The 14,120-nt window shown below is 64.8% G+C and carries 12 protein-coding genes; 5 read left to right on the top strand and 7 right to left on the bottom strand.

What is annotated here, in order from left to right; all coding sequences use genetic code 11:
* Window positions 1-185: 185 nt before the first annotated feature.
* On the bottom strand, window positions 186-1,052 hold the full coding sequence (locus Y887_RS09015) for a LysR family transcriptional regulator (protein WP_046964012.1): 867 nt from the start codon (window positions 1,050-1,052) through the stop codon (window positions 186-188).
* A gap of 119 nt (window positions 1,053-1,171) precedes the next feature.
* Here Y887_RS09015 and leuC point away from each other — a divergent pair, with 119 nt between their 5' ends.
* The 4 genes from leuC (at window position 1,172) to leuB (ending at window position 5,223) form a co-directional block, all read left to right on the top strand.
* Window positions 1,172-2,620, top strand: a complete 1,449-nt coding sequence (leuC, locus tag Y887_RS09010; protein ID WP_046964011.1) for a 3-isopropylmalate dehydratase large subunit — start codon at window positions 1,172-1,174, stop codon at window positions 2,618-2,620.
* Window positions 2,621-2,685: 65 nt separating this feature from the next.
* The gene (gene leuD / locus Y887_RS09005; RefSeq protein WP_046964010.1) at window positions 2,686-3,333 is read left to right on the top strand and encodes a 3-isopropylmalate dehydratase small subunit; all 648 of its coding nucleotides are present in this window, start codon (window positions 2,686-2,688) and stop codon (window positions 3,331-3,333) included.
* Between the two features lie 29 nt (window positions 3,334-3,362).
* Window positions 3,363-4,112 (top strand): class I SAM-dependent methyltransferase, encoded by a 750-nt coding sequence (locus Y887_RS09000; RefSeq protein WP_046964014.1) that lies wholly within the window; start codon window positions 3,363-3,365, stop codon window positions 4,110-4,112.
* Window positions 4,113-4,149: 37 nt separating this feature from the next.
* The gene (gene leuB, locus Y887_RS08995; RefSeq protein WP_046964009.1) at window positions 4,150-5,223 is read left to right on the top strand and encodes a 3-isopropylmalate dehydrogenase; all 1,074 of its coding nucleotides are present in this window, start codon (window positions 4,150-4,152) and stop codon (window positions 5,221-5,223) included.
* 767 nt (window positions 5,224-5,990) lie between these two features.
* Here the strand turns inward: leuB and Y887_RS08990 are convergent.
* The 6 genes from Y887_RS08990 to Y887_RS21430 form a co-directional block, all read right to left on the bottom strand.
* Window positions 5,991-7,553: a 2-isopropylmalate synthase gene (locus Y887_RS08990; RefSeq protein ID WP_046964008.1), complete on the bottom strand. Its 1,563-nt coding sequence runs from the start codon at window positions 7,551-7,553 to the stop codon at window positions 5,991-5,993.
* Window positions 7,550-8,620 carry a threonine dehydratase gene (locus Y887_RS08985; RefSeq protein ID WP_245879498.1) on the bottom strand — a complete coding sequence of 357 codons (1,071 nt, stop codon included), beginning with the start codon at window positions 8,618-8,620 and terminating at the stop codon, window positions 7,550-7,552. The genes Y887_RS08990 and Y887_RS08985 overlap by 4 nt, the downstream gene beginning before the upstream one ends.
* Before the next feature lie 138 nt (window positions 8,621-8,758).
* Window positions 8,759-9,016, bottom strand: a complete 258-nt coding sequence (locus Y887_RS08980; RefSeq protein WP_046964006.1) for an ACT domain-containing protein — start codon at window positions 9,014-9,016, stop codon at window positions 8,759-8,761.
* Entirely contained in the window at window positions 9,000-10,721 is a 1,722-nt protein-coding gene (ilvG, locus tag Y887_RS08975; RefSeq protein WP_046964005.1) for an acetolactate synthase 2 catalytic subunit, read from the bottom strand. The genes Y887_RS08980 and ilvG overlap by 17 nt, the downstream gene beginning before the upstream one ends.
* A 42-nt stretch (window positions 10,722-10,763) precedes the next feature.
* Complete coding sequence (gene ilvC, locus Y887_RS08970) at window positions 10,764-11,765, bottom strand: ketol-acid reductoisomerase (RefSeq protein WP_046964004.1); 1,002 nt, start codon at window positions 11,763-11,765, stop codon at window positions 10,764-10,766.
* 36 nt (window positions 11,766-11,801) lie between these two features.
* Window positions 11,802-11,936 (bottom strand): hypothetical protein, encoded by a 135-nt coding sequence (locus tag Y887_RS21430; protein ID WP_281256890.1) that lies wholly within the window; start codon window positions 11,934-11,936, stop codon window positions 11,802-11,804.
* Between the two features lie 472 nt (window positions 11,937-12,408).
* Between Y887_RS21430 and ggt the strand changes: the two genes are divergently transcribed.
* A complete protein-coding gene (ggt, locus tag Y887_RS08965) occupies window positions 12,409-14,118 on the top strand; it encodes a gamma-glutamyltransferase (protein ID WP_046964003.1) in 1,710 nt (569 codons plus the stop codon).
* Window positions 14,119-14,120: the final 2 nt, after the last annotated feature.

The following is a 14,120-nucleotide window of genomic DNA, read 5'->3' as shown; positions in this document are numbered from 1 at the left end:
ACCGGCCGCGCCCGCCTGGCGGATGCGCAGTAGTTTTGTTAGCTGCTCTAAGTATTTTGGTATTCATTGCCTTGGCTGTGTTGCAGGGTGCTTGCGTTCGGTGGTACCAAAAGGCAGGGCTCTGCCGGGCAATGGCTGAGCTGCAAAACGAATGTGAGCTTGTGTTGGACGTTCCAGGGCTGCTTTTACTGCGTATGCAACAACGCCACAAACGCCTGCGCCGCACGCGACAAGGTGCGCCCGCCATGCGTCACGCATCCCAGCGCGCGCGATAACGCCACATCGGCCAGCGGCAGCGCCACGATTTGATGGTCGATCATGCGTTCCGGCAACACGCTCCAGGCCAGGCCCACCGAGACCAGCATCTTGATCGTTTCCAGATAATTGGTGGTCATGCGCAGGCTCGGCGTCAGCCCACGCTCGGCAAACAGGTTGGCGACGATGCGATGGGTGAACGTGCCCGGATCCGGCAATACCGCGGGGTGCGCAACGACGTCGTCCAGCGACACCGCGCGCAGCGCTGCCAACGGGTGGTCGGGCGCGACCACGAAATGCAGGCGGTCGTGCCAGATCGGCTGCGCGCGCAGCGGGGCGCGCGTGTCCGGTGCCAGCGTGGTCACCGCCAATTCCACCTCGCCGCGCAGCACGGCCGCATAGGCCAGCTCCGAATCGAGGAACTGGATATCCAGCGCCGCCTGCGGATGTTCTGCAGCGAAGCGTCGCAGCAACACGGGAAGGCGGTGCAGACCCACATGGTGACTGGTGGCCAGGCTCAGGCGCCCGCCGACCGCCGCGCCCAGGTGCTCCAGTACGCGGCGGGTGTCCTGCAGCTCGGCCAGGATGCGTTGGGCGCGCGGCAGCAAGGCCTGGCCGGCCTCGGTCAGCACCACCTGGCGGCCCAGGCGATCGAACAGCCGTGCGGATAATTGCCCTTCCAGCAAGGCGATGCGCTTGCTCACCGCCGGCTGGGTCAGATGCAGCGCCTCACCGGCCGCCGAAAAGCTGCCGCTGTCAGCGATCGCCACAAAGGCGCTGAGGCTCGCTAGATCCATGCCATTCCTAAAATTCATTTGTTGAATAAACAATATGAATTTGCGTTATCCAATTCAAGCTCCTAGCATCGATCTCAGCCAGGTGGGCGCACCCACCGTCCGCCACTCGGGTTGCTGCGATGACTGCCAAGACGCTGTACGACAAATTGTGGGACCTGCACGAAGTCACACGCCGCGACGATGGTTCGTCGCTGATTTATATCGACCGCCACATCCTGCACGAAGTGACCTCGCCGCAAGCCTTCGAAGGCCTGCGCCTGGCCGGGCGCAAGCCATGGCGCATCGATGCCAACATCGCCACGCCCGACCACAACGTGCCGACCACGCGCGCCGAGCGGCAGGGCGGCCTGGAGTCGATCGCCGACGAGGTGTCGCGCCTGCAGGTGCAGACCCTGGACGAGAACTGCGATGACTTCGGCATCCTCGAGTTCAAGATGAACGACGCGCGCCAGGGCATCGTGCACGTCGTCGGCCCGGAGCAGGGCGCCACCTTGCCGGGCATGACCGTGGTCTGCGGCGATTCGCACACCTCCACGCATGGCGCGTTCGGCGCGCTGGCGCACGGCATCGGTACCTCCGAAGTCGAGCATGTGCTCGCGACGCAGTGCCTGATCGCCAAGAAGATGAAGAACATGCAGGTGCGTGTCGAAGGCACGTTGCCGTTTGGCGTGACTGCCAAGGACATCGTGCTGGCGGTGATCGGCAAGATCGGCACCGCTGGCGGCAACGGGCATGCGCTGGAATTTGCCGGCAGCGCGATTGCCGCGCTGTCGATGGAAGGCCGCATGACCATCTGCAACATGTCCATCGAAGCCGGTGCGCGCGTGGGCATGGTGGCAGTGGACGACAAGACCATCTCGTACGTCCAAGGCCGCCCGTTCGCGCCCAAGGGTGCGGATTGGGACGCTGCCGTGGCGTTGTGGAAGACGTTGGTCTCCGACCCGGGCGCGCACTTCGATACCGTGGTGGAACTGCGTGCCGAGGACATCAAGCCGCAGGTCAGCTGGGGCACCTCGCCGGAAATGGTGCTGGCGGTGGATCAGCAGGTGCCAGACCCGGAAACCGAACAGGATCCGACCCGGCGCGATTCGATCGAACGCGCGCTGAAGTACATGGGCTTGCGCGCAAACCAGCCGATCACCGAGATCCGCCTGGACCGCGTGTTCATCGGCTCGTGCACCAATTCGCGCATCGAAGACCTGCGCGCCGCCGCCGCCGTGGCCAAGGGCCGCAAGGTGGCCTCCACGATCAAGCAGGCGCTGGTGGTGCCGGGCTCGGGTCTGGTCAAGGCGCAGGCCGAGTCCGAAGGCCTGGACAAGATCTTTCTGGAAGCCGGCTTCGAATGGCGCGAGCCCGGTTGCTCGATGTGCCTGGCGATGAACCCGGACAAGCTCGGCAGCGGCGAGCATTGCGCCTCCACCTCCAACCGCAACTTCGAAGGCCGCCAGGGCGCCGGCGGACGCACCCATCTGGTCAGCCCGGCGATGGCGGCAGCGGCGGCGGTCAGCGGTCACTTTGTCGATGTGCGTGAACTCGGGGATTCGGGAGTGGGGATTCGGGATTCGTAAGAACCGGTCCGCGCATTCCAGCTTTTTCGAATCCCCAATGTCCAATCCCTAATCACGGCCTTCCCATGACCCCTTTTACCCAACACACCGGACTGGTCGCGCCGCTGGATCGCGCCAATGTCGATACCGACCAGATCATTCCCAAGCAGTTCCTCAAGTCGATCAAGCGCACCGGTTTCGGGCCGAACCTGTTCGACGAGTGGCGCTATCTGGATATCGGCGAGCCCGGTCGTGACAACAGTCGGCGGCCGCTCAATCCGGAGTTCGTGCTTAATTTCCCGCGTTACCAAGGTGCCAGCGTATTGCTGGCACGCGAAAACTTCGGCTGCGGCTCCTCGCGCGAGCATGCGCCGTGGGCGCTGGACGAATACGGCTTCCGCACGGTGATTGCGCCGAGCTTTGCCGACATCTTCTTCAACAACAGCTTCAAGAACGGCCTGCTGCCGATCGTGCTGGCCGAAGCGGAAGTGGATGCGCTGTTCGAACAGTGCCTGGCCAACGAGGGCTATCAACTCACCGTGGATCTGGCCGCACAGCGCGTGCGCCGCCCCGATGGCGCGGAATACGGCTTCGACATCGACGCATTCCGCAAGCACTGCCTGCTCAACGGCCTGGACGACATCGGCCTGACCTTGCAGGAGGCCGATGCGATCGGCCGCTTCGAGCTAGACCATCGCGCGCGCCAGCCGTGGCTGTTCGGCGCGCTGCAGTGAACGCAGCGACCACCGCCGATGCGGGCGCGTTGAGCCGGCATGTCGCTGCGCAGTTCGGGCCGCAGGCGCATGCTTATCTACACAGCGAGGTGCATGCGCAAGGCGGCGAGTTCGCCGAGCTCCGTACCGGCCTGCAGGGGCATCGCAATGGGCGATTGCTCGATCTTGGCTGCGGTGCCGGGCATGTGAGTTTTCAGCTGGCGCCGCTGATGGCTGAGGTGGTGGCCTACGATCTGTCTGCCGACATGCTCGAGGTCGTGGCGGCCACCGCTGCAGACCGTGGGCTGACACAGGTGCGCACCGTGCAAGGTGTCGCCGAGCGTTTGCCGTTTGAGACCGCCAGCATGGATGCAGTGGTCAGCCGCTACTCGGCGCACCATTGGAGCGACCTGGGACAGGCATTGCGCGAAGTGCGACGCGTGCTGCGCCCAGGCGGAATTGCGGCTTTTGTCGATGTGGTGGCGCCTGGCCTGCCGCTGCTGGATACGCACCTGCAGGCGATCGAGTTGCTGCGCGATACCAGCCATGTGCGCGACTACAGCGTGGCGCAGTGGTTGCAGACAGTGGGCGATGCCGGCCTGCGGGTGCAGCGGCATCATTGCCAACGGCTGCAACTGGACTATCCGAGCTGGGTGGACCGCATGCGCACGCCGGAGGTGTTACGCGCGGCCATTCGCGCATTGCAGGACGTGGCGGTAGACGAGGTACGCGACTATTTCCAGATTGCGGCCGATGGTTCCTTCAGCACCGATGTGCTGGTGGTGTGGGCCGCACGTTGATTTTCAGGGCGCTACGGCGCCAACTCACGAGGATTGCATGAGCAAGCAGATTCTGATTCTTCCCGGCGACGGCATCGGCCCGGAAATCATGGCCGAAGCGGTGAAGGTGCTGACGCGCATCGACGCGCAGCACGGACTGGGCTTCACCCTGGTGTACGACGAGCTCGGTGGTGCAGCCTACGACAAGTACGGCAGTCCGCTGGCCGATGAAACGCTGGAGCGCGCGCACGCTGCCGATGCGGTGTTGCTCGGCGCAGTCGGTGGACCGCAGTGGGACACGATCGACCCGTCACTGCGTCCGGAACGTGGGTTGCTCAAGATACGCTCGCAGCTCGGCTTGTTCGCCAACCTGCGTCCGGCACTGTTGTATCCGCAGTTGGCCGATGCCTCCACGCTCAAGCCGGAGGTGGTGGCCGGGCTGGATCTGCTGATCCTGCGTGAGCTCACCGGCGGCATCTACTTCGGCCAGCCGCGCGGCAATCGCACGCTGGACAATGGCGAGCGCCAGGCCTACGACACCTTGCCCTATAGCGAAAGCGAGATCCGCCGTATCGCCAAGGCCGGCTTCGAGATGGCGCGTCTGCGCGGCAAGAGGCTGTGCTCGGTCGACAAGGCCAATGTGTTGGCATCGAGCCAGTTGTGGCGTGCGGTGGTGGAAGAGGTCGCCAAGGAGTATCCGGATATTGCGTTGTCGCATATGTACGTGGACAACGCGGCGATGCAGTTGGTACGCGCGCCCAAACAGTTCGATGTGATCGTGACCGACAACATGTTCGGCGACATCCTGTCCGACCAGGCCTCCATGCTCACCGGCTCCATCGGCATGCTGCCCTCGGCCTCGCTGGACGCCAACAGCAAGGGCATGTACGAGCCCTGCCACGGATCGGCGCCGGACATCGCCGGCAAGGGCATCGCCAATCCGCTGGCCACGATCCTGTCGGTGGCAATGATGCTGCGCTACACCTTCGCGCAGGCTGCCGCTGCAGATGCCATCGAGAAGGCCGTCGGCAAGGTACTCGACCAGGGCCTGCGCACCGCAGACATCTGGTCCGAAGGCACCACCAAGGTGGGCACGGTGGCAATGGGCGATGCGGTGGTGGCCGCGCTGTAAGCGCGATCGTTCGGCCGGTTTTTCTAGAGGGAACAGCGGTCATCGCTTTATCGAGCGATGGCCGCTTTCGTTTGCGAGGCTCGGCGGTGGCGCGGTGGCGCTGGTTGCTGCCGCTGATCGAAGAATGCTGCGTTCAAGTGGGAAGTCGTGCCTGCGGATTCCTTCTGCCACCGACCGTAACCGATGGTGCGTGTGCGCATGCCGGTACGCGTGCAAGCGCCCCAGTGGTCGAGGCATTTGCGCAAAACCGCAGGCCTTGTGCGTGGGGATGGTCGATGCGTGGCGCCGCATCCGGGAGCGGGACACGCCGTGAATCCGTCCCTGGAGGCTCGGTGGCGGCATCCATGCCGCCACACGGTCCCGCCCCCGGATGCGACACCACGCTTCCAGCATTGCTACTGCTGATTGGCAAGCACTGCGTCAAGCAGGTGTTGATGCCTGCGGACTCCGTGGCCGATGTAATCGGCAAGCCATCCATCTGTTTTTCATGCCACCAACGATGGTGGCGCTCCGAAGGAGCTTCATCCCCGCGGGCCGTTCCCACTTTGCCGCTACCGGCAGCAATCGGTGGCGCCTGCGCGTGCGCCGGCGTAGGACCTTGAGCAAGGTCGGTGGCGCGGCACCGCATCCAGTGTCGGTAGGTGCACAGGCACCTGCAGAAAATCGACGTACCTTCAAAAAAAAGCTGGAATGCCAAAAGCCAAAACGGCCAGCAGATCACTCTGCCGGCAGTCAGGTTTGCATCGTCTGGCGAGTGACCGGTGTTGTTACGCCACCGCAGCCGTCTTGCCAGCGACCACGCCGCGCTCGCGTTGGCGCAGCAGCCGGTTGGCCACATCCAGCCATGCCAGCGCGCTGGCTTCGATGATGTCCTTGCTGGTGCCGGTGCCTTCGTATTCCACGCCGTCGTGGCGCACGCTCAGGCTGGCTTCGCCGCGCGCATCTGCGCCGATGCCCACGCTATGTACCTGGTAACTGTCCAGCTCCAGCTTCACTCCAGTGGCCGAAGCCAGCGCACCGAACAAGGCATCGACCGGGCCGTTGCCCTGCGCAGTCTCGGCGACGCGATTGCCATCGGGGTCGGACAGTTCGACCAGCGCGTTCGCGCGGCTGCCGACATCGCTGATGGTCATCGATGCCAGACGGTAGCCTTCCTGCACGGTCGCGTCCTGCATCAGTGCCTGCAGGTCGGCATCGGTGACAACACGCTGCTTCTCGCACAGTGCCTTGAATTGTTCGAAGACCAGCTTGACCTCTTCTTCTTCCAGCAGATACCCCAGCGCACGCAGGCGCTGCTCGACCGCTGCACGGCCGCTGTGGCGGCCCAGCACCATTTGCGACGATTCCCAGCCCACGTCTTCCGGACGCATGATTTCGTAGGTGCCGCGATGGCGCAGCATGCCGTGCTGGTGGATGCCCGATTCGTGCGCAAACGCGTTGCCGCCGACCACGGCCTTGTTGCGCTGTACCGGCATGCCGACCAGGCGCTGCAACAACTGCGAGGTGGAGACGATGCGCGGGGTATTGATCGACGAATCGATGTTGTAGAACGCACCGCGCACCTTCAGGGCCATGGTGATTTCTTCCAGCGCGCAGTTGCCTGCGCGCTCGCCAATGCCGTTGATGGTGCACTCCACCTGGCGCGCGCCGCCTTCGATGGCCGCCAGCGAGTTGGCCACCGCCAGGCCCAGATCGTTATGGCAATGCGCGCTGAAGATCACCTTGTCGGCGCCTTCCACGCTGGCGATCAGCCGCGCGAACATGCCGCGGATCTCTTCCGGCGTGGTGAAGCCCACCGTGTCGGGCAGGTTGATCGTGGTGGCACCGGCCGCAATCGCCACGCGGGTGACTTCGGCCAGGAAATCCTCTTCGGTGCGGGTCGCGTCTTCGGCAGAAAACTCCACGTCATCGATGTAACCGCGCGCCAGCGTCACGTGCTTGTGCACCGACTCCAGCACCTGTTCGCGGCTCATGCGCAGCTTGTGCTCGCGGTGCAGCGGGCTGGTGGACAGGAACACATGCAGGCGCGGGTTGGCCGCAGCTTCCAGCGCCTTTGCCGAGGTTTCGATATCGGCCTGCAGGCAGCGCGACAGCACCGCCAGGGTGGGACGACGCAGCTCGCGGCCGATCATCGCCACGGCTTCGCGGTCCGAATGCGAACTGGCCGGAAAGCCGGTTTCGATGATGTCCACGCCGAGTTCGTCCAGCGCGCGCGCCATCACCAGCTTCTGCTGGGGCGTCATGCTGCAGCCGGGGGATTGCTCGCCGTCGCGCAGGGTGGTGTCGAAAATTCGGATACGCGGGGTCTGGTTGGATACGGTCGTGTTCACCAGGAAGACTCCTCTACGGCGATGGCGGTGACAGGCGTTGAAGCGACTGCGGATGGGCGGGAAAGAACGTGTATATCGGGTGGTGGCTTGGCGCTGCGTTCGTTGCGAAGTCGCTCGGTATTGCGACGGCGCGGCTTGCGTGGCGGACGCGGCCGCACCTCGGACAAGAGCGTGGCCAGAACGGTTGCGTCGATATTACCGCCAGAGACCACCGCACATTTGCGTTTGCCTGCAACACGGCGACCGGCGGCCAGTGCCAGCGCGCCGGCGCCCTCGGCGATGACGTGTTCCTCCAGCGCCAGCCGCACCAATGTTTCGCGTAATTCGGCTTCGCGCACGATCACCACATCGTCGAGCAGGCTCGCGCACAGGCGGCGGGTCAGAAAGCCGGGAATCTTGACCTTCACGCCGTCGGCCAGGGTAGGGACGGGAGCGATTTCGCGCAGATCGCCGCGTACGGCGCGGGCCATCGAATCGACACCCTCCACCTGGGCGCCGACGATGCGCACACCTTGCGATTTCAGCGCCAGCGCGACCCCGGAGGCCAGGCCGCCGCCGCCGATCGGCACGATCACCACGTCCGGCGCATGCGCAGCCAGTTCGATGCCCACGGTGCCTTGCCCGGCGATCACATCCGGGTCGTCGAAGGCGGACAGAAATCGGTAGCCGTTCTGGTCGGCCAGTTCACGCGCGAACGCAAACGCCTCGTCGTAGCTGTTGCCATGCTGGCGCACGGTGGCGCCCCAGTGCGCAACACCGGCGATCTTGGTCTGCGGCGCGCCGTATGGCATCACCGTAATGGCCTGCACGCCCAGCCTGTATGCCGACCACGCCACGCCTTGCGCATGGTTGCCCGCCGAGGCGCAGATCACCGGTCGCTCGTCGCCGCGCTCCAGTCCAGCGAGCAAGGCATTCAGTGCGCCGCGTACCTTGTAGGAGCCGGTGCGCTGCAGGTTTTCCAGCTTCAACCACACGCCGAAACGCTCGGCATAGTGCAGCGGCGTGGGCGACAGGTATTTGCGCAGACGCGCCTGCGCGGCCAGCACGTCGGCCACGCTGACGGCCACGTCGCCTACGTCTGGTTCCTGCGAAGCGGGGCGGCCGGAATCAGGCATTGCGGCACGCGCGCGGCCGATCCGGAAGAAGACACCTCCGGACGGCGGTCTGATGGTCGCGCGAGGTCTGCGTGGCCCAGGTCTGCGTGGTCATGCGGCGGCCTCGATCGATTCCAGCGCCGTGATCACCACCGACTCGCAGTCGTACACCTTTTCGAGCTGCAGGCGCAGTGTTTCCGGTGGCCGGCTGCTGTCCACGTCCAGCTGCAGGTGCCAGCGCCCGGCATCGTCCGGCGCGGCCGCGCCGTGAATGGCACATGGGCGAAACCCGCGGCGCTCGGTCATGCCGATCACCCGCACCAGTGCGCCTTCGGCCGGCTTCAGCACCAGGTCAAGCCGGTAACGCATGTGTCGTCTCCTTGGCCGCGTGTGCGGGATTGCTGTCCAGCATGGTGCTGTTGGCGTTGTTGGGCGGCACCAGCGGCCACACGTTGGCGCGTGCGTCGATGGCGACGTGCAGCAGGCCGGGGCCGGGTTGGGCCAGCAAGTCCGTCAGTGCCGCATCCACATCGCCGCGCGCGATGATGCGCTTGGCCGGGATGCCGAACACCTGCGCCAGCGCGGCAAAATCCGGGTTGTCGGACAGATCGATCTCGCTGTAGCGCTCGGCAAAGAACAGTTCCTGCCACTGCCGCACCATGCCCAGCGAGCTGTTATCCAGCAGCACGATCTTCACCGGCAGCTTGCAGCGCGCGATGGTCACCAGCTCCTGCACGTTCATCATGAAACTGCCGTCGCCGGAGACCAGCACCACGGTGCGGTCCGGGCAGGCGAACTGCGCGCCCATCGCTGCCGGCAGGCCGAAGCCCATGGTGCCGAGTGCGCCGCTGGTGAGGTGATTGCGTGGATCGTTGAAGCGGCAGTGCTGGGCCACCCACATCTGATGCTGGCCCACATCGCAGGCGATGATGGTGTCGGCCGGAGCCACTTCGCTCAGGCGCTTCAGCAGCGCCGGTGCGTAGATATCGGTACCGGGCGCGTCGTAGCGCGCAGCGAATTTTTCGCGGTTGGCAAAGCAGCGCGTACGCCATGCCTGGCAGTTGCCGCGTGCTGCGCTCAAGGCCTTGAGGCTTGTCGCCACATCGCCGGGAACGGCGATATCGGCGGTACGCAGTTTGGAAATTTCATACGCATCGGCATCCAGATGGATGACGCGTGCGAACGGTGCAAATTCGCTCAATTTGCCGGTGGCGCGATCGTCGAAACGGGCGCCGACCACCACCAGCAGATCGCACTCCTGGATGGCCATGTTGGCGGCGCGCGTGCCATGCATGCCCAGCATGCCCAGGTAATCCGGATGCGCGTGCGGCAATGCACCCAGGCCGCGCAAGGTCAGCGCGGTCGGGATGCCGGTGGCTTCGACAAAACGCCGGAACGCGTCCACCGCACCGGCCAGTGCAATCCCGCCGCCGCCATACACCACCGGGCGCTCGGCGCTGGCGATGGCGGCCAACGCTTCGGCCAGCTTGGCGTCCGCCGGTGCCGGTGGCGGCAGCACCGCCGCCGGCACATGCGCTGGCAGATGCGAGGCGTCGGCGATCTGCACGTCCTTGGGCAAGTCGATCAACACCGGGCCCGGGCGGCCTTCGCGCGCGATGCGAAACGCCTCGCGCACGATCTCCGGGAACTGGTCCACGCTGCGCACCAGAAAGCTGTGCTTGACGATCGGCATGGTCATGCCGAACACGTCCAGTTCCTGGAAGGCATCGGTGCCCAGCAGCGGCGTGGCGACCTGACCGGTCAGGCACACCATCGGCACCGAATCGAGCATTGCGTCGGCAATGCCGGTGACCAGATTGGACGCGCCCGGGCCGGACGTCGCCACGCACACGCCCACCTTGCCGCTGGCACGGGCATAGCCGTTGGCGGCAAGGGCAGCGCCCTGTTCGTGACGGACCAGGATGTGCTTGAGCCTGGAATCCACCAGGGCGTCGTAGAACGGCATGATGGTGCCGCCCGGATAACCGAACAGCGTTTCCACGCCCTCGGCTTCCAGGGCCTGCGTCAGCCAGCGCGCGCCGTTGCGGGGCGTGCTGTGTGCGGAGGTGTTCATGCGTTGCGGACCTTCGGTGTTAGCGGTGGGGGTGCGGCGGCATTACGCCGCTTGTTGATTCGCTGGTGCTGCAGCGGCTTGCTGTTCGCCGTTGAGCCACACCATCTTGGCGCGCAGTTTCTTGCCCACTTCTTCGATCGGGTGCTCCAGGTCGGCCTGCTTGAACTTGGTGTAGTTCGGCAGGCCGGCTTCGTATTCGGCCACCCAGTTCTTGGTGAAGGTGCCGTTCTGGATGTCGGTCAGCACGTCCTTCATGCGCGCCTTGGTGCTGGCGTCGATCACGCGCGGGCCGCTGACATAGTCGCCGTATTGCGCGGTTTCGGACACGAATTCCAGCATGCGGGTGATGCCGCCTTCGTAAAACAGGTCCACGATCAACTTCAGTTCGTGCAGCACTTCGTAGTACGCGATCTCCGGCTGATAGCCGGCTTCCACCAGCACTTCGAAACCGGCCTGCACCAGCGAGGATGCACCGCCGCACAGCACCGCCTGCTCGCCGAACAGATCGGTTTCGGTTTCTTCCTTGAAGGTGGTCTTGATGATGTTGGCGCGTGCGCCACCCAGGCCGCCGGCGTAGGTCAGCGCGAACTGTTCGGCCTTGCCGCTGGTGTCCTGGTACACCGCGTAGATACACGGCACGCCGCGGCCGATTTCATATTCACGACGCACCAGTGCGCCCGGGCCCTTTGGCGCCACCAGCACCACGTCCAGATCGGCGCGCGGGGTGATCATGTCGAAATGCACGTTCAGGCCATGCGCGAACAGCAGGCAGGCGCCTTGCTTCATGTTCGGGGCGATGACCTCTTCGTAGAGCTTCTTCTGCACCATGTCCGGGGTCAGGATCGCCACCAGATCGGCGCTCTTCACCGCCTCGGCCGGCGCCACGACGGTGAAACCGTCTGCCTGTGCCTTGGATTCGGTCGGGCCACCGGGACGCAGGCCGACGGTGACGTCGAAGCCGGAATCGCGCAGGTTCAGCGCATGCGCGCGGCCCTGGCTGCCGTAGCCGATGATCGCGATTTTCGGTTGGGTGTCGTTGCTCATGAAGTAGTCCTTGCGGGGTTGGCAGTGGGAAAGGGATCAGCTGGCAGCGCAGAGGCTGGTTGGCCGAGCAAAGCGGGGATGAGCGAGAACACCGTGCACGCGGATGCTTGCGGCAGCGCAATTGCTGGCGCTGATGGAAGAGGCTGCGGCGATGTCGGTGGTGTCGTTCATGTCATTCGAAACTTTTGGGGGTCCCTGAAACGCGAAACCCCGCGCCGTTGCCGGTGCGGGGTCTGATCGAAGCCTTGTGTGTCTGTTACCTACACGAAGCCGCGTCCCGCACCGGTTGGCGAGGTAATAAGTACGAGCACGAGAAGCGACGCTGCCGTCGCGCCGAGGGGCGCGGTCAGGAAGGCATTCGTGGTGGCGGTGCGTTGCGGCATGTATTGAGATAACCATCGCTGCCGGTAGGGTGTCAACCCTTGCGGGTGAAACATCTGGATCGGTGCCGTTTACCGAGCGCGAAGCCTCATGACAGCAGCATGGTTTCCCATGAAACCGGATCGACGACCTGCTGACATCGCCGATGTGCATCACCAACTGCGCGGTTTTATCGCTGCAGTGCGGCTGGGATCAAGCGCTGCGACGAAGGCCGCTGGTATCGTTGGCGCTTCATTCGTTGTGTCGTGGGGAGCTCTGGATCATGCGTCGCGTACCCGTCTTACTTGTGTCTGCTCTGACGCTGCTTGCGCCGTCTCTCGGTGCCGCCGACCGGATTACCGGGCAGGGCTTCGCGACCCGCTCCGAAGTGATCGCCCCGCATGCGATGGCGGCGACCTCGCAGCCGTTGGCCACCCAGATCGCGCTGGATGTGATGAAGGACGGCGGCTCGGCAGTGGATGCGGCGATTGCCGCCAATGCCGCGCTGGGCCTGATGGAGCCGACCGGCAATGGGGTGGGCGGGGATCTGTTCGCCATCGTCTGGGATCCCAAGACCAACAAGCTCTATGGCTACAACGGCTCAGGCCGTTCGCCCAAATCGCTGACCCTGGCCGAATTCCAGCGTCGCGGGCTGAAGGACATTCCGCCGACCGGCCCGCTGCCGGTGTCGGTGCCCGGGGCAGTGGACGGCTGGTTTGCGTTGCATGCGCGCTTCGGTCGCAAGCCGATGGCGCAGAACCTGGCCCCGGCGATCCGCTACGCGCGCGAAGGCCATCCGGTGGCCGAAACCATTGCCTATTACTGGGACCGCTCGGTGCCGCGGCTGTCGCAGTACCCCGGTTTCAAGGAGCAGTTCACCATCGACGGTCATGCCCCGCGCAAGGGCGAGCTGTGGAAGAACCCGAACCTGGCCAATACCTTGCAGCAGATCGCCGACGGTGGCCGCGACGCGTTCTACAAGGGGGACATCGCCCGCACCATCGGCGCCTACTTCAAGGCCAACGGCGGCTACCTGAGCTATGAGGACATGGCCAGCCATCAGGGCGAATGGGTGGAGCCGGTCAGCACGAATTACCGCGGTTATGACGTGTGGGAGTTGCCGCCCAACAGCCAGGGCATCGCGGCGTTGCAGATGCTCAACATCCTGGAAGGCTACGACTTCTCCAAGATCGCGTTCGGCTCGGCCGAGCACGTGCATTTGTTCACCGAAGCCAAGAAGCTGGCGTTCGCCGATCGTGCGCGTTTCTACGCCGACCCGGCATTCCAGCCCGCGCCGCTGGCCAGGCTGGTGTCCAAGGAGTATGCCGCCCAGCGGCGGTCGCTGATCTCGATGGACGAGGCCTTGAAGGAAGTGCAGCCCGGCACGCCCAAGCAGCTGGAGGAGGGCGACACCATCTACATGACCGTGGCCGATGCCGACGGCATGATGGTGTCGTTGATCCAGTCCAACTACCGCGGCATGGGCAGCGGCATGGCACCGCCCGGGCTGGGCTTCATCCTGCAGGACCGCGGCGAGATGTTCGTGCTGAAGAAGGACCACCCCAACGGCTACGCGCCGGGCAAGCGTCCGTTCCAGACCATCATTCCGGCGTTCGTCACCAAGGATGGCAAGCCGTGGCTGAGCTTCGGGGTGATGGGCGGGGCGATGCAACCGCAGGGGCATGTGCAGATCGTGATGAACCTGGTGGATTTCCATATGAATCTGCAGGAAGCCGGCGACGCCCCGCGCATCCAGCACGAGGGCTCCACCGAGCCGACCGGCCAGGCCACCGCGATGAGTGATGGCGGCGAGCTCAATCTGGAGACCGGATTCTCCTACGACACCATTCGCGCACTGATGCGCAAAGGCCACCGGGTGATCTTTGCCGACGGCCCGTATGGCGGCTATCAGGCGATCGCCCGCGACCCGGGCAATGGCGTGTATTACGGCGCGTCGGAAAGCCGCAAGGACGGGCAGGCCGCCGGCTACTGAGC

The sequence above is a fragment of the Xanthomonas pisi DSM 18956 genome (assembly GCF_001010415.1).
Classification (GTDB): domain Bacteria; phylum Pseudomonadota; class Gammaproteobacteria; order Xanthomonadales; family Xanthomonadaceae; genus Xanthomonas; species Xanthomonas pisi.
Note: the sequence above shows the minus strand (reverse complement) of the source record. Positions and strands in the feature narration are given on the sequence as shown.